The 19,094-nt window shown below is 44.4% G+C and carries 24 protein-coding genes; 16 read left to right on the top strand and 8 right to left on the bottom strand.

Annotated features, from left to right (window positions below; all coding sequences use genetic code 11):
- Positions 1-28 precede the first annotated feature (28 nt).
- The 4 genes from QYF49_RS21590 (at position 29) to QYF49_RS21575 (ending at position 1,846) form a co-directional block, all read left to right on the top strand.
- Positions 29-256: a hypothetical protein gene (locus QYF49_RS21590; protein ID WP_290401666.1), complete on the top strand. Its 228-nt coding sequence runs from the start codon at positions 29-31 to the stop codon at positions 254-256.
- Between the two features lie 114 nt (positions 257-370).
- A complete protein-coding gene (locus QYF49_RS21585) occupies positions 371-1,009 on the top strand; it encodes a type 1 glutamine amidotransferase domain-containing protein (protein WP_290401928.1) in 639 nt (212 codons plus the stop codon).
- A 185-nt stretch (positions 1,010-1,194) separates the two neighbouring features.
- Positions 1,195-1,527: a hypothetical protein gene (locus tag QYF49_RS21580; RefSeq protein ID WP_290401665.1), complete on the top strand. Its 333-nt coding sequence runs from the start codon at positions 1,195-1,197 to the stop codon at positions 1,525-1,527.
- A 37-nt stretch (positions 1,528-1,564) separates the two neighbouring features.
- The gene (locus QYF49_RS21575; protein ID WP_290401664.1) at positions 1,565-1,846 is read left to right on the top strand and encodes a DUF5316 family protein; all 282 of its coding nucleotides are present in this window, start codon (positions 1,565-1,567) and stop codon (positions 1,844-1,846) included.
- 451 nt (positions 1,847-2,297) lie between these two features.
- On the opposite strand, the gene QYF49_RS21565 is transcribed toward QYF49_RS21575, so the two are convergent.
- Entirely contained in the window at positions 2,298-2,882 is a 585-nt protein-coding gene (locus QYF49_RS21565; RefSeq protein ID WP_290401663.1) for a hypothetical protein, read from the bottom strand.
- A gap of 341 nt (positions 2,883-3,223) precedes the next feature.
- Here QYF49_RS21565 and QYF49_RS21560 point away from each other — a divergent pair, with 341 nt between their 5' ends.
- The 3 genes from QYF49_RS21560 (at position 3,224) to QYF49_RS21550 (ending at position 5,488) form a co-directional block, all read left to right on the top strand.
- Complete coding sequence (locus tag QYF49_RS21560) at positions 3,224-4,009, top strand: transporter substrate-binding domain-containing protein (RefSeq protein ID WP_290401662.1); 786 nt, start codon at positions 3,224-3,226, stop codon at positions 4,007-4,009.
- 62 nt (positions 4,010-4,071) lie between these two features.
- A complete protein-coding gene (locus QYF49_RS21555; protein ID WP_425589620.1) occupies positions 4,072-4,734 on the top strand; it encodes an amino acid ABC transporter permease in 663 nt (220 codons plus the stop codon).
- Between the two features lie 31 nt (positions 4,735-4,765).
- Complete coding sequence (locus QYF49_RS21550; RefSeq protein ID WP_425589629.1) at positions 4,766-5,488, top strand: amino acid ABC transporter ATP-binding protein; 723 nt, start codon at positions 4,766-4,768, stop codon at positions 5,486-5,488.
- 62 nt (positions 5,489-5,550) lie between these two features.
- Here QYF49_RS21550 and QYF49_RS21545 read toward each other — a convergent pair whose 3' ends face one another.
- The 5 genes from QYF49_RS21545 to QYF49_RS21525 all read right to left on the bottom strand — a co-directional run bounded on the left by QYF49_RS21545 (position 5,551) and on the right by QYF49_RS21525 (position 8,518).
- Positions 5,551-5,838, bottom strand: coding sequence for a DUF3817 domain-containing protein (locus tag QYF49_RS21545; protein ID WP_290401660.1), 288 nt, complete (start codon positions 5,836-5,838; stop codon positions 5,551-5,553).
- 136 nt (positions 5,839-5,974) lie between these two features.
- Complete coding sequence (locus tag QYF49_RS21540) at positions 5,975-6,118, bottom strand: hypothetical protein (RefSeq protein ID WP_290401659.1); 144 nt, start codon at positions 6,116-6,118, stop codon at positions 5,975-5,977.
- Between the two features lie 104 nt (positions 6,119-6,222).
- Positions 6,223-7,491: a hypothetical protein gene (locus QYF49_RS21535; protein ID WP_290401658.1), complete on the bottom strand. Its 1,269-nt coding sequence runs from the start codon at positions 7,489-7,491 to the stop codon at positions 6,223-6,225.
- A complete protein-coding gene (locus QYF49_RS21530; RefSeq protein WP_290401657.1) occupies positions 7,488-7,901 on the bottom strand; it encodes a DUF6114 domain-containing protein in 414 nt (137 codons plus the stop codon). Before QYF49_RS21530 ends, QYF49_RS21535 begins: the two co-directional genes overlap by 4 nt.
- Before the next feature lie 17 nt (positions 7,902-7,918).
- Positions 7,919-8,518, bottom strand: a complete 600-nt coding sequence (locus tag QYF49_RS21525; protein WP_290401656.1) for a DUF6230 family protein — start codon at positions 8,516-8,518, stop codon at positions 7,919-7,921.
- Between the two features lie 202 nt (positions 8,519-8,720).
- Here QYF49_RS21525 and QYF49_RS21520 point away from each other — a divergent pair, with 202 nt between their 5' ends.
- Entirely contained in the window at positions 8,721-10,214 is a 1,494-nt protein-coding gene (locus QYF49_RS21520; protein WP_290401655.1) for a response regulator transcription factor, read from the top strand.
- A 75-nt stretch (positions 10,215-10,289) separates the two neighbouring features.
- On the opposite strand, the gene QYF49_RS21515 is transcribed toward QYF49_RS21520, so the two are convergent.
- Positions 10,290-12,386: a DNA topoisomerase III gene (locus QYF49_RS21515; protein ID WP_290401654.1), complete on the bottom strand. Its 2,097-nt coding sequence runs from the start codon at positions 12,384-12,386 to the stop codon at positions 10,290-10,292.
- A gap of 160 nt (positions 12,387-12,546) precedes the next feature.
- Between QYF49_RS21515 and QYF49_RS21510 the strand changes: the two genes are divergently transcribed.
- From QYF49_RS21510 to msrA, 5 genes are all read left to right on the top strand, one after another.
- Entirely contained in the window at positions 12,547-12,729 is a 183-nt protein-coding gene (locus tag QYF49_RS21510; protein WP_290401653.1) for a hypothetical protein, read from the top strand.
- Between the two features lie 32 nt (positions 12,730-12,761).
- The gene (locus QYF49_RS21505; RefSeq protein ID WP_290401652.1) at positions 12,762-13,136 is read left to right on the top strand and encodes a methyl-accepting chemotaxis protein; all 375 of its coding nucleotides are present in this window, start codon (positions 12,762-12,764) and stop codon (positions 13,134-13,136) included.
- Positions 13,129-13,380 (top strand): hypothetical protein, encoded by a 252-nt coding sequence (locus QYF49_RS21500; RefSeq protein ID WP_290401651.1) that lies wholly within the window; start codon positions 13,129-13,131, stop codon positions 13,378-13,380. Before QYF49_RS21505 ends, QYF49_RS21500 begins: the two co-directional genes overlap by 8 nt.
- Before the next feature lie 164 nt (positions 13,381-13,544).
- Positions 13,545-14,375: an aldo/keto reductase gene (locus QYF49_RS21495; RefSeq protein WP_290401650.1), complete on the top strand. Its 831-nt coding sequence runs from the start codon at positions 13,545-13,547 to the stop codon at positions 14,373-14,375.
- A gap of 409 nt (positions 14,376-14,784) precedes the next feature.
- Positions 14,785-15,327: a peptide-methionine (S)-S-oxide reductase MsrA gene (gene msrA / locus QYF49_RS21490; RefSeq protein ID WP_290401649.1), complete on the top strand. Its 543-nt coding sequence runs from the start codon at positions 14,785-14,787 to the stop codon at positions 15,325-15,327.
- A gap of 28 nt (positions 15,328-15,355) precedes the next feature.
- On the opposite strand, the gene QYF49_RS21485 is transcribed toward msrA, so the two are convergent.
- Positions 15,356-16,504 carry an amidohydrolase gene (locus QYF49_RS21485; protein ID WP_290401648.1) on the bottom strand — a complete coding sequence of 383 codons (1,149 nt, stop codon included), beginning with the start codon at positions 16,502-16,504 and terminating at the stop codon, positions 15,356-15,358.
- A gap of 190 nt (positions 16,505-16,694) precedes the next feature.
- Here QYF49_RS21485 and QYF49_RS21480 point away from each other — a divergent pair, with 190 nt between their 5' ends.
- The 3 genes from QYF49_RS21480 to QYF49_RS21470 all read left to right on the top strand — a co-directional run bounded on the left by QYF49_RS21480 (position 16,695) and on the right by QYF49_RS21470 (position 19,093).
- On the top strand, positions 16,695-17,144 hold the full coding sequence (locus tag QYF49_RS21480) for an Lrp/AsnC family transcriptional regulator (RefSeq protein WP_290401647.1): 450 nt from the start codon (positions 16,695-16,697) through the stop codon (positions 17,142-17,144).
- A 92-nt stretch (positions 17,145-17,236) separates the two neighbouring features.
- Positions 17,237-18,085 (top strand): M55 family metallopeptidase, encoded by an 849-nt coding sequence (locus tag QYF49_RS21475; RefSeq protein ID WP_290401646.1) that lies wholly within the window; start codon positions 17,237-17,239, stop codon positions 18,083-18,085.
- An 81-nt stretch (positions 18,086-18,166) separates the two neighbouring features.
- The gene (locus QYF49_RS21470) at positions 18,167-19,093 is read left to right on the top strand and encodes an ABC transporter permease (protein WP_290401645.1); all 927 of its coding nucleotides are present in this window, start codon (positions 18,167-18,169) and stop codon (positions 19,091-19,093) included.
- The last annotated feature ends 1 nt before the right edge of the window (position 19,094 follow it).

Here is a 19,094-nt window from a genome sequence, read left to right as displayed (position 1 = left end):
CTTGGATAACATAAACAGGCGGAATTGTTTGTGGAAAATAACGGCGAAAAAGTATACGTTCGTTTCTTCTTCTTCAATGTGGAAAAGCATTGAAGTGAAGAATATTAAACTTAACGATAATGAAATGGTGAAGATCGAGAGTTATGTTAAAGGAAACAAAGCATCAAGAATGAAAAACACCCCTGAACACAGCACGATTTGGCTGAATTCAGGGTTTTGTTTCGCATTCTTCCGTTATTTCATATATAGAAAGTGATTTGGACCAGCTGACGTTTATTTTTTTGAAATAAAAGGAATAGATACGGGTGCAGGAGTGCTTTAAAACAGACGTCCAAAAGGAGTGAATCAATTGTCTGCTAAAAAAGTATTAATGGTCGCAACGAGCCATGATAAAATCGGTGATCAAAAAACGGGACTTTGGCTGGAAGAGTTGGCCGTTCCATACAATGAATTCAAAAAACAAGGATACGATATTAAGATAGCCAGCATTGAAGGCGGAGAAGTGCCGCTTGATCCCAGCAGCCTCCAAGGAAATATTGATGAATTTGAAGAAGCCAAAACACAGCTGAAGGATACGCCAGCGCTAACGAGGGAGGACGCGCACGGCTATGATGCGATTTTTCTTCCAGGCGGGCATGGCGCCGTTTTTGATTTTCCCAACAGCAGAAATCTTCAGGTGGTAGTTTCCCAGTTTGCACAAGGGGACAAAGTCATTGGCACTGTTTGCCACGGTCCAACAGGACTCGTTACAGCCGCCTATGAGGACGGAACACCTATTGTGAAAGGGAAGAAAGTATCCGCATTTACCGATTCTGAAGAAAGGGAAATGAAACTTACGGAAGAAGTGCCGTTTCTTTTGGAAACAAGGCTGCGTGAACTTGGTGCAGAATTTGTAAATGGGGATAACTGGGCAGATTTTGCGGTCGTGGATGGTAAGCTTGTGACTGGACAGAATCCGCAATCCAGCCATAGTGTCGCTCGTAAAGTCATTGAAGTGCTGGAAAGCTGATTGAAAATAAGGGTGCTGAGGGTGAGTGTAAGAAAATCTCCTCAGCACTTTTTTTTTTGAAAAAAGTGCTCTGCTCTTTTGACTTTGTAAAAAAGCTCGGCACCTATTTTAATGGGAAGGTAGGTGAACATTGATGCACTTTGGCAGGGAAGGAATAAGATGGTATGTACAAAGGAGGAGTAATTTTGAACATAGACAAAGATTTAAAAGCAACAACGTATTCGAGGCCATCTGCTCCAACACCTGAGAAAATAGGTTCTCATCACCATCATCATTATTATCTATTATGCCAGCAGTTTGTTGGACAACATATTGAGCTTGAGATGATCGATGTTAATATATATCACGGCAGGCTCCATACGTATGATAAAGAAAATATGTATATGGTCATGCCGATGAGGAGAGATGATTCAGAAGACAGCCGCTTGTTTCCAAACCTAGCAGGAGGAGTATCTCCTGGTTACGGACTCTATGGCTTTCCGTTCGATGGCATTCGGCGTTTCAGGCCTTTTTGGTAAAATTTCATCTGTTTTTTACTTAAATGGAGGTTAAGCAATGAGGAATTGGCTGTTCGCTGGTGTTGCAGTTGCTGTTATAATTGTTTTCATCGCCTGGATGACTGATCGTTGGGTGTTCATATTAGAAGTCGCTGGTCCATTAGGCTTTGGAGCATTTATGTTATCAGGCATTTTGCTTTGCCTCTTTTTAGATGGTCAGATCGTAAGGAATCTCACAAAAAAGAAAAGACGGATGGAATGCAAAAGTGATTATTCCTTTCATATTTTGTTATTCGGACTGCCCAGCGCTGCAGCGGCCGTTCTATATCTAATAAGGTAGAATACAGGATTAAACGCATAAAGGCCGTTTATCAGGATGTTGTAAATCTGATAATCGGCCTTTGTGCTTTTGCTGATTCAGTTTTTCTGTTTTTGTTTTTGTTTTCCTTGTTCTTAAATCAATAAGCGTATAGCTGCCCCGGTCGTCCAGAGGGTTTCTTCTGCCTTCTCTAATGAGTCGTTCTCTTTGTTTTCGTGCCTTGCTCTTACTGATTGTCAATCACTCCTTTCCTCTATTATACGATAAATAAAACAAAAATGATTCAGCTGCCATTCGACAGCTCCAAACATTTTCCGGGAAATAATTCATTTTTTATGTCATTTTCTATCAAAGGAGCCGGAAAAGAGCGGGCATTACTGCATCCGTCAAATTAATAAAAAACTGCACCTCAATCCCTTAGTCTAGCAATCGGAGTGCAGTTTAACTCGTACTTCTGATTTTTAGTTGTTTGTTATTTGATATACATCATACGGCTGGTCATCGTCATTCCTGCAGGATATTTAAAGCCGATCACTATCCAGGAAATGAATAGAGCAAAGGACAGAAAGATAAATACAACCAAGAAGCTGTTCCAGACGAGTTTACTTTTTTCTTCTTTAAATTTATATTCGATATGCCATTTGCCATTCCCCATTCCGAGTGTGTCTTTTACATTTTTGCCATCCGTGGAGAAGACATAATCGGGAGCTTGTTTATTTGGCTTTCCTGCTCCTTGTTGATCTGAAAAGACGGCCAAGTATTCCAAACCTTTAATTTCATCAGCCATCGAGGAGATTTTTTCTTTTACAGCAGGGGTAAGAGACTTGGCATCCTGACTGTCCAACAGTTCAAATATCTCATTCGGATTGTGTGAAAACAGTGTCGTACGTTTATAATCCTGCCACATGAAAATTCCAAAAATGAGTACGCTGGCTGTTATAAACAGCACAGTAAGACGAAGCAGCAGCCGTGCAGGACCAGCCATTTCCCTTTCTTTTTGTTTCTTCTTTTTTACATAATCCGAAAGCACAATGACTTTTTGATCCTCATCAGGCATGGCTTATTGTCCCTCCTTTTATTATGGTGTATCAGATCAGCGACAATAGACCTATAAATGACGCTGCCTGTTTGTTTCACATGAAGAGTTAATTTAATTATTCTGCAAGATTTAGAATATTCCTACGATTATATTGTAGTTTATTGGGGTAAATACTTCATAGGATAGTAGGTTGATAACCATGAATAATTTAATAGGCCGGTGCTTGTGGTAAAAAATAGCATGAAATTTTACCCAGGATAGTACAATCTCTCTAGTACTCTTGTAGCTAGTAATCAGTGTTTGGACACGTTACCATTGAATTATTCAGAACTATCAAACAATAAAAAGGAGGAAATGCAGTGAAAAAGTTCTATGTTCCTATACTGCTGATTATTGCAATGGTTTTGTCGGTTTCCGGCTGCGGGTCCTCAACATCCAAGACCGCGAGCGGTGATGAGGTGGAGCTGAAAGAAGACGGCGTATTCTCATTTGTCGTATCTGGCGAGTTTTACCCGTTCAGCTACTCGGATAAAAACGGCAAGCTTGATGGGTTTGATGTAGCGGTAGGAAAGGCGCTTGCAAAGAAAATGGGTTTAAAAGCAAAAGTGGATAAACAAAAATTCCACGGAATTGTTACAGCGGTAAAGACCAATCGTTTTGATGCAGCAGTTGCTAGCCATACGATTACTCCTGAGAGGAAGAAGGCCGTAAATTTCAGTACTCCATATTATTATTCAGGGCCGGTTTTATTTGTTAAGAAAGACAGCTCCATAAAAGGGCTCAAAGACATAAAAGGCAAAAATATTGCCGTTGCCAAAGGATCTACATATGAAAGTGAAGCGCAAAAATATTCCAAAGACATATCGGTTTATGACAGCGATGTCACAGCGTTGCGTGCCCTGAGTGAAGGGAAGCACGAAGGTGTCATTACAGATACCATTACGGGCAAGCAGGCGATTAAAAAAGGCTTCAAGGTTTCAGAAGCAGAAACGCTTGGAACGAGTGAACAGGCGATCGCTGTTTCCAAAAAGGACAAGAAACTATTGAAGGCGGTCAATAAAGCGCTTGAGGAACTAAGAAAAGACGGAACACTGGAGAAATTGAGCAAAAAGTATATAGAGATCGATATTACGAAAAAACCATAATTCTCTGGAAGAATGTGTGAGCATGCGGCACATTCTTTTCTTGCAAAAGGAGCTGAACCTGTTTGCCTGATATCGGACATTTCATTCATGTGTTCATCGACAGCTATCCGCTCTTTATGAAAGGATTGCTGCTTACCCTGCAGATTACAGTAGTTTCTGTATTAATAGGAACGGTAGCAGGATTGCTGTTTGCTTTCTTTAAGCTATCAAACAGCAAAGTATTAAACGCCATCGCGAACGTTTACATTGCGGTTATCAGGGGAACCCCACTGATCGTACAGATTTTCTTCTTTTATTTTGGATTGGCTGAGCTCGGTATTTCTCCATACTGGTGTGCCACGCTTGGACTCGCCTTGCATAACAGTGCGTATATTGCCGAGATTTTCAGAGGATCGATACAATCCATTAACAAAGGGCAGCTCGAAGCGGGGCGTTCGCTAGGGATGAGCACTTCTCTTGCCATGAGGCGCATCGTTTTGCCGCAGGCATTCCGGCGTGCTCTTCCACCCCTTGGGAACCAATTTATTATCGGTCTAAAAGATTCCTCGCTTGCTGCATTTATTTCTTCCTCGGAATTGTTCAATGTGGCAACCACACAAGGATCACGGACCTTTGAAGAAATGACCTATCTTTTGATTGTAGCAATCTACTATTTAGTGCTGGTTCTTCTTTTTACCCTTTTGGTTAACAAGCTGGAAGGCAGATTTGCCGGTGGAGATGAATAGGAGGTGGAGTAGGGTGGAACAGAGAAAAGTCATGATCAACGTCCGAGATTTGAATAAATCGTTTGGAGATCTTCATGTGCTGAAGGATGTAAACCTTGAAGTGCATGAACGGGATGTTGTTGTATTGATTGGCGCCAGCGGTTCAGGGAAAAGTACGCTGCTCCGCTGTTTAAACTTCTTAGAATACAAACAAAGCGGTACGATCACGATCGATGGAAAAGTAGTAGAACCCGAGAATACGGACTTAAACAAGGTCAGGCAGGAAGTGGGAATGGTCTTTCAGCACTTTAACCTATTTCCTCATAAAACCGTACTCGAGAATGTCATAGAAGCTCCGCTTATGGTTAAAAAAGTGCCTAGTGACCAGGCTGTTCAAGAAGGCAGAGCGCTTTTGAAAAAGGTCGGACTGGCTGATAAAGAAGATGTGTATCCTTCGAAACTATCAGGGGGACAAAAGCAGAGGGTGGCTATTGCTAGGTCACTCGCTATGAAGCCGAAGATCATGCTTTTTGACGAGCCTACATCTGCCCTGGATCCGGAACTTGTAGGTGAGGTGCTTGCCACGATGAAGGATCTTGCGAGAGAAGGCATGACCATGCTTGTTGTGACCCATGAGATGGGATTTGCGAGAGAAGCCGCTGATACGGTGGTGTATATGCACGATGGAAAAATTGTGGAGAAAGGAAACCCGAGCCAGATCTTTTCTCAGCCGCAGAACCAGCGCACAAAAGACTTCCTCGGTACAATCCTATAGGAAAGGGTGCCAGGCACCGTCTTTTGACAACTGTCAAAAAGCGGCGCCTGGCACCCAATTTGTTACGCTTTTCTTTTCAGGTAGGAGTCAAACACAAAGGGGCCGAATGGAAGGACGGAGGCAACGAGTGCTCCCATGACCAGAGTAAACGGCCAGCGGTTTTTAAAGGTCACATTCGCAAGGGCGATCAGGTACAGAACAAAGAAAAGCCCATGCAGTGATCCCGCAATCGTTACCGCTAGCGGATAGTCTGCAAAATACTTTAATGGCATGGCGATGCCAAGCAAAACTAAAAAAGATATTCCTTCAAGTATACCAATGAGTATAAATCGTTTAATGGATGGATTCATGCCTGGTAACCTCCTGTATCTCATTTCCCTTTTAATTTACCATATCGGGAGGAGGCGTTGAGGATGTTTCATGTACGTTATGTGAACCCTTTTTGTCTATTTTGTAACGTGTTTCCAAGTCATGCCAGTTTCCCGTCTATGTAGGCAAATACCGTATGGCTGCTGGCATTATATTGCTGATGTTTGACCGGTTATGTTTGGTCCATCCAACCGCATGGTAGAGATTCACAACCTCATCCCGGTTCACGTTGGATCGGTCTCTCTCGATGTGTACCATCATCGACCCCCGATTTTTTTTATTTTCCATTTTAAGCTTAAGGGGATGGAAATGAAATAAAAAAGCAGTCTGGACATAAATGGCCAGACTGCCTGGAGGAGATGGCCCTAACCAAAGAGACCATTCAACGGGCTTAACAGATGAGGCAGCAATTTTAATGTTGAATGTTTCTTCATCTCTTTTTCCATTTTCTCAAAAAGCTCAGGGGAGGCGAGTTCATCCTCGTCACCTTTAAGCAGAGAAAGCAGATCCAGATTATTCAACAGCTGATTCTGAAGCAGCTTTAATTGTTTTTCCGCATCGTTGTTATTTGAACAAAGATCAGTCAGCGGAACGTTTTCCTTTTGGGCTGCGTGGATTAAATCCAGTCCCAGCTGTTTAGGAACTTTCCCCTCCATTTTAGCAGCGTCTTTGCAAAGCTGCTGTTTCGTCCGTTTTAATTGTTTCTTTACCGGATCAATGACTCGTTTGACCGTTTTATCCGTATCATCCACTACTTTAGGAACGGTTTCTGTCACTTTTTTGACCGGTTTTTTAACGTTATCCACTGTATCATCTACTGGTTTCTTAATTTTTTTTAACGGTTCTGTCGTATGGTCAATCGTATCCTTCACTGGTTTTGTTACGCCTCCAATGTTATCTTCAACAGGTTTAACGGCATCATCCACCGGCTTTTGACCACCGGGAAGAAGCGAGTCCTCTTTTTTCTGATCGGGTTTAACACCGGGAAGAAGCGAGTCATCTTTTTTTTCATCAGGCTGATCTTCCTTCGATTCATCCTCGCACGTAAGCGGAAGATGGCCTTTCATTAATGACTCGATCGCATCTTTCGCTTCTAAAAAAGGAAGAGAGGACAAATCCCGCAGAACTTTTGGTACATCAGGCCGTTGAAGTTCATGATTGCCTTTGACGGTTGAAAGCTGAAGCCGGGAAAGTTCGCCTTGAGCGGCGTTCATCTGATGGACGAGCATCGTCACCTTTTTAAGGCCAAGCTCAGGGACAGATTCACCCGCCTTCAAACAGGCTCCCTTTAAAGAAAATGCGGAAGCATCCACGGTCAAGTCTGTCAGATGAACCGGACCGTTTGCATTCATGATGATGGTGATCGGACCTTGATCGGTTGCCAGAACTTTTGTCAGCTTCATGCCATAAAGTGTGGCATTCCGGTATTGAAAGCGAATCATCGGTTTTTGCTTATTGGCTGATGTTTCTCCCATAACCACTTGGGGAAGCATGGTGCCGCCATCCACCCGGTCGGCACTGATGACAAATCCTTCTAACTTTTGGCCAGCTGTCTCTGCTTTTGCCTGAGACGGGCTAAAAAGTCCTGTCAGCCCTAAAAGACAAGTGATGGCCATCAGTGTTCGAACCATCATTTTGCTTGTACCATCTTATGAGGAATGTAAAGATCATCGTCTGTGGCCTCGCCGGGCTGTTTATCCGTTCCGCGATCAGCGGCAGGAGGGCTCCAGGCGACCATTAAGGAACCCCCGGTAATACCAAGGAGTGTTCCGACGAGAAAACCGCCAAGGGCACCAACAATCGAGAGGATGGATAAAAAGATGGCCACAATACCAAACACTTTAGAAAACTGAGGAAAGAAAAGTGCCATGATGCCGATTAACAGCACCAAGCCCCCGAACAGGATTCCAATAACGGATACTGTGCCTGGCAGGAAGGCTTTGACGATTAAATTTAAGGGAACCCATAAAATAAGTGCCCCGCTCAGAAGCGTCAGAATCGAACCAAGAAAGGGTCGTCCCTGTTTCCATTGTCTTGCGCTCATGCTCTTCACCTCCCATGTTAGTTGCCCGGTTTGTTGATGCGTTCAACGGTTACTTTCATACCGTTCATGACGATCTTTTCTTGAAAGAGATAATGAGTTTTCAATTTTGCATGATCGAGCTGGATGGTGGATGAGGTTTGTTGAAATTGCTTCTGCCAGTCGTTGCTCTGTTTTTCTTTCAGCGCCAGGTTGCTGAATTTTGCATCGGCCTCAATGACGGAAGCATCATGCTGCAATCCAGAGATATGCACTGGCTTTTTAGCCGTAATTTTCACACGGATCCATTTATCACCGCTGATGTTGAAATCTTTGTAGAGCTGAAGGTTATTGATGGTTAGATCTTTAATCAGGTTGGTGCCTTGAGGTGTGGATTTTTCTTTGCTTGATTCACCCATTTTTGGATAAAAGGTATATCCTTTGCCTTCAAGGTGATCAAAAACAACGTAAAAATCACCAACACCTGCCATTGGTATAGCGTAAGCGGTACCTGAAATCCCCATAAAACTAAGAAGGGCAGTCAGTACGATCATTCCGGAGCCAAAAGCTTTCCAGAAGACCTTCTTGTTCGTTCCTCCTTTATTGGCCACAGGCTTTAATTGGACGGTTTTCTCACTCATCAACGCCACCTCTTTCAATTTTATGAAAACGCTTTAATATACATTTACTTTACTTTCGGGAAAGTAAACTGACAATTCCGTTAAATATCGTAATCCACTTTTTAACCCCGACAAATGTAGGGTAAAAAAGGGCATATATTGTAAAAATATTTCGAAAAATATAAAGTGATAGAAAGTATCGAAAATAGAGGGAGGAATTGAGGTGGAAGCGCTTTTTTTAAACGGCATTGCTCTCCTGACAAAATACGGGGGAGACATCTTAATGAACTGGAAACGTGTGAAAAATGAACTTTCCTCTCAGCAAGAAGACCTCATCTCTGAATTTGACGGTATGATGACTTATTCATTTAAAGAACTTCTAGAGAAAAATGACTATGATCATATCAATCAGCTGATTCTTGCCATGCTGACCCAATGGAGAGATCAGTATTCCATGGATATTGATTACAGCCAGGTGATCTTTTTGCTGTCCGCGATTGAAAATATGATTCATCATATTTTGGAGGAGAAGGAGAATCCGAGAATAATTGATCATCAGTCGATTCAGTATATTTTCAATAAGATCCTCGACCAGGTTCTCATCCCTTTAACAACAGAAACGAACGGAAACAAATGGCTCGATACAATGATCACTTCCAACATTATTCCGCTCCATTGGGCGGCACTTTTACGAATAGAAGATTTTGAGTACAGGCTGGTCGAACTGAGAAGTCTCGATTCCACAAAAGAGACGAAATCGATCATCGATATCTGCATGACGATGTCCGCCAATACAGTAGAACAGCTCTCTCTTGCTTTATGCCGGCTCCTGAATCCTGGGGCTAAGCAGCCGAGAATCATTCCCATCTCTTTTGCAAAGGAAACCCTCCTGCTTTGCTTAAAGTCATCTGACGCTTCAAGCATCTCTTATCAGCGGATTGAGCTCATTTCAAACATGTATAAAAGGCAGATTAAGATGAACACGCTTGAAAGTGAAAATGAATGGAAAGACGCAGCTCTATTATTTACCCTGCGGCTTCTCATGGCACAAACCTGTTCGGATACGTTAAAAACGGTGGCACATGGGTTTGTTGACTATCTTTCCTATAAACGGAGCGCTTTGTTTCTCTATTCCCCAAAGGTAGAGAGAGGTATTTTTGCTGCACATAAGAACTTGGGCAAGGATGTCCAGAATATAAAGGTGGCATTCTCAGAGGTATCATTTTTGGAAAAGTACCTTCAGAAAATCCTTCAGTCCAAGCCTGTTTATCTTGAAAATGCAGCAGAGCATATCCCAAGGCGGCTGGTCGAACAATATCAGGTAGCCTCTCTTGTGGCCGTTCCGATTTTTACACCAAGAAAAGGAAGGCTGCTCGGTCTGATTCTATTGGATCAGGGCGGTGAATGGTTTGAGGAGCCGAAACCGAATCAGCAGGCATTGCTCATGAAGTTTGGCCAATATGCAGGAGAGGCACTTTATAAACAATGGGGGAACATCATACAGCAGCTGGATTTTGGTTCCCCCTTGCTTACTGCGAGAGAAAAAGAGGTGCTAAAGCTTATGGCACAGGGTGAAACGATTCAATGTGCTGCGGAGCATCTCCATCTAAGCCCATACACGGTTCGAGATTATGTAGCTGCCATCATTAAAAAGCTGAAAGTGAAAAACCGGACCGAAGCTGTAGTGAAAGCCATCAGGCTCAATCTGATCGATTAGGCTAAAAAAATGGTGCCAGGCACCGCTTTTTGACAAATGTCAAAAGCAGGTGCCTGGCACCAAGCCACCAAAATTTTAATCTTTTTTCTCCAATGCAGCCTTCAATGCGTCGGCCAGGCTGTTCCCCAATGGGGCTTCGTCTTTCTTTGTATACTTCTTCATCAACTGGCGTTCTTCGCGTTTGGAGACGGTCTTCTTGCGGTCCTCCGCTTTTTCGACAACGTTGCATGGGCGGCACTGAAAGTAGGTTCCAGCCTTTCCGTTATGGATCTCCATCTTTTTATGGCACTGCGGACAGCGACGGTTGGACAGCTTAGGATCCTTCCGTTTTCGGAATCCGCACTCTCTGCCTGAGCAGACGAGCATCTTGCCGTCGCGCCCTTTCACTTCTTTCATCAGTTCTCCGCATTCCGGACACTTGGAGCCGGTAAGGTTATGTGCTTTATACGTTTGTTCACTTCCCTTAATCTCTTGTACCAGCTGTTTCGTCTGCATGCGGATATTATCAAGGAATGCTTTCGGATTGCCCTTTCCTCGTGCGATGTCTTCCAGTTCTTTCTCCCATTTTGCTGTCAGTTCAGGAGATTTCAATTCACTGTTCACTAATTCGATCAACTGTTTTCCCTTAGGAGTCGGATGAAGGCGGTTGTTCTGCCGGTCGATGGCTTCAGTGCTCAGCAGGCGTTCAATAATATCGGCGCGTGTAGCCGGTGTTCCAAGGCCGAATTTCTCCATGCGGGCCAGCAGATCTGCTTCATTGAAACGTGCCGGCGGCTCGGTCAGCTTCTTCTGAAGACGGGAGTCCTTTACACTGAATTCCTGTCCTGTTCTGACCGCACCGAGCGGCTTTGAATCCGAACGGTCTTCATCTTTTCCGGTCACTTTTTTAAATCCAGCATCCACAATTTTCGTTTCCCTTGCTGAGAATGTTTCGCCTTTAACATCGATGACTGCGTGAATCGTCTCCGTTTGGTACGGTCCGTAGAATAAAGCAAGAAAGCGGCGGACGATGATATCGTAAAGCTTTCGTTCATCGGGAGAAAGGTCGCCAAGGTGAGGTGTTTCATCTGTCGGGATGATCGCATGGTGATCCGAGACCTTGCTGTTATTAAACACTTTTCTTGCAGCTACTTTTCCTTTATTTCTTAACGCGGGCTGCACCTCATCGCGATAGGCAGAGGAAAGGGCCTGAAGACGGTCGGTCATCGTCTGCTCCATATCGGCGGTCAAATATTTGGAATCGGTCCGCGGATAGGTGACAAGCTTGTAGCGCTCATACAGGTTCTGAAGCACGCTCGATGTTTTTTTCGCCGAGAAACCGAAGCGGCGATTCGCGTCACGCTGCAGTTCGGTCAGGTCGTATGGCATTGGCTGCTGTTCCGATTTTGCCTTCGTTTGGACAGAAGAAACAGACCCTTTTTCATTTTTAATCAACTCAATGATTCTCTCAGCCTTATTCCGGTCGAATATTCTTCGTTCTCCGTTATTTTCCCAAGCTGCATCAAGCGGTCCGATCTTGGCATCGATCGTAAAATACTCCTTAGGGACAAACGCTTTGATCTCAGCTTCTCGTTCTAGAATCATGGAAAGGGCCGGAGTCTGTACGCGGCCGGCAGACAGCTGTTCGTTATATTTTGTCGTCAGGGCTCGTGTTACGTTCAATCCGATCAGCCAGTCAGCTTCAGAACGGCATACGGCAGACTGATACAAAAAGTCATACTCTTTGGCTGGTTTTAAATGGCGAAATCCATCCTTGATGGCCCGGTCTGTCTGGGACGAGATCCAAAGGCGTTTGACTGGTTTCTTCCAGCGGAGTTTTTCCAGGATCCAGCGGGCGACAAGCTCACCTTCACGCCCCGCATCCGTTGCAATAATAAATTCTGAAACATCTTTGCGTCTGGCCAGGTGTTCGATCCCTTTAAACTGATGGCTCACCTGGCGAATAAGTTTTAGGCCCATTTCTTTAGGAATGATAGGCAGATCTTCCATCCGCCACGTTTTATATTCTTTGTTATAATCCTCAGGCATCTTCAGCTCCACCAGGTGGCCAAGCGCCCAGGTAACAATGTACTTTGGTCCTTCGATAGATTGTTTTGTTTGCTGGTTGCAGCCAAGTACGCGGGCCAGGTCTCTGGCTACACTTGGCTTTTCGGCAAGAACAATGGATTTCATGGGATGAAAATCTCCTTTCTCGTTCAGGCAGTTTGTTCAAGCTGCGTCCTTTACCAGTATAGCCGAAAGCAGGTTTCTGCGAAAATGTTTTGAAGCCTGGTAAAGAATACTTTATTTTCCGATATAGAGAGTAGCACAAATTAAGAGGTTCAACCTACCTGTGAAAATACGAAATAAGTTAGTGATTCTGATCGGAACAACCATTTTTGCTCTCATCGTAGCAGACGGTTTTTCATACTACAGCAGCTATAAACAGAACAAGCTGAGCGGGGAGCTGGGGGACAAACAGGATCTGCAGTTTTTCTGGACGGCTACTCTAATGATGAAAGAGCGTATATTCTGACCGGTGACAATGCCTCAGGCGCAGACATCCAGATGGAGAAATCAGCAAGCAGTGCTGAAATGATCGAAGAAACCGCTCAGCAGCTGGATGTCATATCTGCAATGCTTCTCACTGCCGGCGAACAGACAGGCACAGCTTCCGGCCAAGCAGAGTGCGGTCATAATCCATTGGGGACATCGTATCCGTTAAGCAAGAGGGGCTTTGCTGTTGTTGCGGAGGAAGTAAGAAAGCTTGCCGAGCAATCCGGTCATTCCGCCCAGGAGATCAGAAGCTTGATTGAACAATTTCAGCAAGAGACCGGAGCGTCAAGCCAGTCAATCGAAAGTAAAAGAAAATGTGATAGTGGGACTTACGGTTGTTCAGGAAGCGGACAAGCAATTTCATCTCATCCAGGAGTCCGTGATTGATGTAAATGAAAAAATTATGGGGATTTCAGGAGCTACCAAGCTGCTGGCGAATGGATCTAATGCCATAGCTCTATCAGCCGGTGAGATGGCCTCAAACGCAAAAGAGTCGTCCGAGAGCGCACAAAGCATCGCAGCTTCCACTGAAGAACAGCTTGCCTCCATGGAAGAGATCACAGCTTCCGCACAGTCGCTGTCTTTTATGGCGGAAGAGCTTCAAGAGATGATCTCGAAGTTTAAAATCTAAACAACCATTAAAAAAGGGACCCATGGAGTCCCTTTTTTAGATTGATGTTACTTGTATTTAATATCGGATGCCGGCCGTTATATTTTACGTTTTTTCTGCTTTTTAAGATGAAAATCAGTTTGTCTGCATAAAGTATAGAAAGTATGAAAAACGGGGGAAAAATAATGATTCATTTGGATGAAGGAACGGTGCTGGGAAACGGCGTGACCATGCCATGGGTCGGGCTCGGCACCTGCAGGCTTCAGCGCCGGCAAGCGGTCGAACGAGCCATACATACCGCTCTTGACGCCGGGTACAGAAGCATTGATACAGCAGCCATTTATCAAAATGAAGCAGAAATTGGAAGCGCTTTACAAAAAAGTATAATCGCGAGAGACCGCCTGTTTATCACAACTAAACTATGGAATACATCCCATGGATACAGCCATACACTGGCAGCCTTTGATGAGAGCAGACGAAAACTAGGTGTGGACTATATTGATCTATATATGATTCATTGGCCGAGTAGAGGAAGGATTCAAGAAACATGGAGAGCGCTGGAAATTTTATATAACCGCGGTGATGTACGGGCAATCGGCGTTTGCAATTTTGGTGTTCGTGATCTGCAGGAGCTGATCAGACATTGCGAGATCAAGCCATTTGTTAATCAGGTGGAGTATCATCCGCGGATGAACCAGAAACCGCTCATGCATTTCTGCCATCAGAATAACATACAAGTGCAAGCATGGAGCCCGTTAATGCAAGGAGAAATTCTTTCTGAGAGCCTCATTGTACAGATTGCAGAAAAACACGAAAAAACGCCGGCTCAGGTCGTTTTGAGGTGGGCGCTTCAGAACGGAATTCCCGTCATTCCAAAATCAGCGACACCTCATCGTATCCGGGAAAATATTGATATTTTTGATTTTGAACTGCCGATTGAAGATATGGTCAACATCCACTTTTTGAATGAAAACCGAAGGATCGGACCTGATTCCGGACATTATTTTTATGATTGAATGCGAAACACCCAGCAATAGTTATGCTGGGTGTTTTCTTTTGTTCTGAGTATCTGATGCTGCAAGAGTCTACTTGGCATCAAAGTTAAAGATTAAGTTAAGCGTTAACTGGGTAATGTAGAAATAAGAGGTGAATGACAGCATGGAATCAATAACAGATTGGTTAAAAGACATACTACTATTCTTTGGAGGATTCTTAAACGTTAGTATCTTACTAATTATCATCATTGTCATTTTAGTTGTTCGTTCGGCCAGACGCAAAAAAAGGAATAAAAACCATAAAGATTATCTCGATGATTAATTAAAAAAGATGAGGCTGGTTCTGTGGTAGAACCGGCCTTTTTAATGGATTTTCTCCCTTTAACCATATATGATGAAAAGACTGAACAGGAATTAAGGGGGAGTCAACATGAAAGAAGATAAACACCTTGAAAAAGCAACGTTTGCCGGAGGCTGTTTCTGGTGCATGGTCAAGCCGTTCGATGAACTGCCAGGCATTCATGGCATCATTTCAGGGTATACGGGCGGCCTTGTGGAAAAACCGTCCTATGAAGAAGTAAAAAAAGGGACGACCGGCCATTACGAGGCGGTAGAGATCACTTTTGATCCGGTTCTTTTTCCTTATCAAAAATTACTGGATCTATATTGGCCTCAAATTGATCCGACAGATGAAGGCGGCCAATTTTTTGACAGAGGGAGCCAATACAAAACCGCAATTTTCTTTCACGATGAGAAACAGCGGGAACTGGCCGAGCGTTCAAAAAAAGAAGTAGCCAGCAGCGGCCGTTTCAACAAGCCAATTGTCACAGAGATCCTGCCGGCTTCAGAATTCTACGCAGCCGAAGATTATCATCAGGATTTCTACAAGAAGAACCCTGAGGAGTATAAGCAGGAACGTATTGATTCCGGAAGAGATGCCTTTATTGAAGAGAATTGGAGGAAAGACAGCTGATCGACAGCTGTCTTTTTTTTGTAAGGGATTACTGTATTTTTGAGCCGTACACAATCTCTCCGTTAATCAGCGTCTTTTCCACTGTGCTGCGCGCATCAAAGGGATCTCCGCTCCAGATGACAACATCTGCATCTTTTCCGGTTTCAAGTGAACCGACCCGATCATCGACGCCAAGATGTTTGGCGGCATTGATCGTTATGGCTTTCCATGCAGATGGCTCGCTTAACCCATGTTTGACAGCCGAAATGGCACTTAAAATAAGGCTGTCGATTCCCACAACTGGATGATCGGTAGTAATGGATACAGGAACACCGGACTGATCCAAAGCACTCAGCGTGTGCCAGCCTTTATCAGCAAGCTCAATCTTGCTCCGTGTTGATAATGTAGGCCCGACGGAAACACGCACATTGTGGTCTGCAATATAAGAGGCGATTTTATGCCCCTCCGTGCAATGCTCAATCGTCACATCGATTTTAAATTCCTTGGCAAGCCGTAGGATTGTAGCAATATCATCGGCACGATGCGCGTGGGCACGAACAGGAATGCCCCCTTTTAGCACGTTGATGAGCTGCTCTGCTCCAAGGTCCGCATCCGGTACTTCTCCATTTTCCATCTTTCGCAAATAGTCCTGGGCTCGTTTCATCTCTTTTCGAAATAAAGCGGCAATTCCCATACGGGTGACAGGTGACTTGCCTTTATTTCCATAAAAACGCTTCGGGTTCTCTCCAAAGGCCGCTTTCATGCCTGATGGACTTCGTATGACCATTTGATCGATGACCGTTCCGGCTGTTTTTATTACAGCCATCTCTCCGCCGATTACATTGGCGCTGCCAGGCATTACCTGAACAGTCGTCACACCGGCTTTTCGGGCATCTTCAAAACCTTTTTCATCAGGGTTGATGCCGTCTATGGCTCTAACATAAGGAGTTACCGGATTGCTCGTTTCATTGTAGTCGTGCCCTGCCGGCCCGATTCCTTCTTCATGGATCCCGAGGTGGGTATGTACATCGATCAGCCCTGGAGTCACAAACTTTCCTTCCGCATCTAGGATTTTTGTCCGCACATCCGGTTTAATGCCTTCCCCGATCTTAATAATTTTCCCATCATCGATCAATAGATCGCCTTTCTTAATGCTTCCGGTTCCAGCCACCAGCGTTCCGTTTTTAATAAGGAGCATATTTCCACCCTCTTTTTCAATTTTTTTGAAAAAACACTTGAATAAATATTCTGAAAAAATTATACTATTTTAAAATTACTAAATCCAATACTTTTATTTAATTATGATATTGTAATCAGGTACTAATTAACTATTAATAGTACTAATTTAGTAGTTTTTTTATTTTATTGTACTGAAAGGTGGAAGTATTGTGTCTTTAGAAATCATAGACCAGCTGGACAAAGGAATTATTAAGCTCCTTTCCAAGGATGGCAGGATGTCCTTTACTGAAATTGCCCAGCGTTTGAATGTAACAGAAAAAACAGTACGTTCTCGCTATAACAATTTGGTGGAATCTAACATTCTGGAAGTCGTGGGTGTCGTTAATCCTATTTCTCTTGGAGTCAAGGTCGGTTCTATTATCCAGATCAGTGTCGTGCCTCCGAGGATGGAGGATACGATTAGAACACTGCAGGATATTGCAGGAATCCGTTTCATCACCCTTACTTCTGGAGAATATCAGCTTCTCGTACAGGCCAATGTCCGCCACTATGAGGAAATCACCGAAATTGTCAAAAGCATTCATCAAATTGAAGGCATCAATAAGACCAATGTCATTCTCCAAATGGATGTCTATAAAAATTCCTTTGAATATATTTAAGGCCCGCGGGTCTTTTTTATATCGCTTGATCGTTCAGAAAATTCTGTTTCCTTTTACTAAGGAAAGGTTTATTCATCAAAAGGGGGAGAACAATGAAAATTTTTATTTCGGCAGACATGGAAGGAATCTCTGGTGTTGCTACTAACATGCAGCTTAAGAAAAATGACGAATATCAGCGGTTCAGAAGATTGATGACAGACGATGTGAACGCCGCGATTGCAGGAGCATTTGAAGGCGGTGCAACAGAAGTTACGGTAGCGGATGGCCATGGCAACATGTCCAATCTGCTCGTCGAGGAACTCGATGAACGGGCCCGTCTTGTCTCCGGCAACAACAGGGTGCTCTGCCAGCTGACCGGACTGGATGAAAGCTTCGACGGTATTATGTTTGTCGGGCATCACGGACGTGAAGCGGGATCAGAACGAGCCGTGATCAGCCATACACTTGCGGGTGTCGCAGTGGCAGAGATGAAGATCAACGGCAAGGTCGTGGGTGAGACAGAAATGAATGCCGGAGCGGCTGGGTACTTTGGTGTTCCCGCCATTCTTGCTACAGGAGATGACGCTTATGTGGAGGAAGTCATGGAAACTTTGCCGGATATCGAAGGAGCCGTTGTTAAATACGCAGTTGACCGTTTTGCAGCAGAGCTCATCCACCCTGTGAAGGCACGCCAGATCATTCGCGAGAAATCCATGCGGGGAGTACAGAGAGCTAAGGAGATTGCTCCATATGTGGTCGAGGGGCCGATCACTTTCGAGATTGAGTTCAAAGGTACGAATCAGGCGTTAATGACGACCACCATACCGACAGTTGAACTGATCGGGCCAAAACGAATCCGGTTCACATGCGAGGATTACATAACCGCCTATAAACATATGTGGGGAGCCGTTATTATCGGTATGGCCGCAACCAACGGTGTGCTTGGCCATGCCAACGCGTAGCCGGCCGGCATCATAGGGATGACCTGCTCTTAGCGCTCGTTGTGGGCACTTGCGCTTTCTTAAAAAGAAGGAGGGAAGTTGATGTACATTGTAAAACGACTGTTAACGATGCTGCTGACCATCTGGGTGATAACAACGCTGACGTTTGTGGTCATGCACGCAATTCCTGGGGACCCATTTGCCTCTGACTCAGATGTTCTTCCAGAAGAAGTGCTGAATAACATGCGTGCAAAATTTAACCTCGATCAGCCGCTGCCGGTTCAATATGTACTGTATTTGAAGAATCTTGCATCCTTTGATCTTGGACCGTCGATCGAATCGGAGACAAGAGATGTGAATACGCTGATTGCCGAAGGTCTGCCGGCTTCGGCATTGCTGGGATTTCAGGCGCTGGTCATAGCGATTGTCTTTGGAATGGCGCTTGGAATTATTGCCTCGCTTTTTCATAACCGTACCATAGATTACGGTGCCATGGCCGTAGCCATTCTCGGAATCTCCATTCCAAGCTTTATATTGGCGCCGCTTTTAATCAAATTTTTCGCGGTAAAGTGGGGAATGCTGCCGGTTGCTTCATGGGGGACGTGGCAGCATACCATCCTGCCATCTGTGGCGCTTGCAGCCGGGCCCCTGGCAATCATCGCCAGGTTTACACGTTCCAGCATGCTTGAAGTTTTGAAGCAGAACTACATGAAAACAGCCGATGCCAAAGGATTGGGTACTGCAGGCATTATTGTAAAGCATGGGATCCGTAACGCGGTGATACCGGTCATCTCCTTTATGGGACCGCTCGTCGCACATCTTCTCACCGGAACATTTGTCATCGAAAAAATATTTGCCATACCAGGCCTCGGCAAATATTTTGTGGACAGCATTTTTAACCGTGATTATCCGGTTATTCTGGGGACGACGATATTTTTCAGTGTTGTATTGATCGTGACACTTTTTTTGATCGATCTGTCGTACAGGCTCATTGATCCGCGAATCAAACTAACGAGCAGGGGGGACTGAC

Origin of the sequence: Fictibacillus terranigra, assembly GCF_030412265.1 — a bacterium.
GTDB classification, from domain to species: Bacteria; Bacillota; Bacilli; order Bacillales; family Fictibacillaceae; genus Fictibacillus_C; species Fictibacillus_C terrinigri.
The sequence above is the reverse complement of the archived record's forward strand: the minus strand, read 5'-3'. Positions and strand labels throughout refer to the sequence as shown.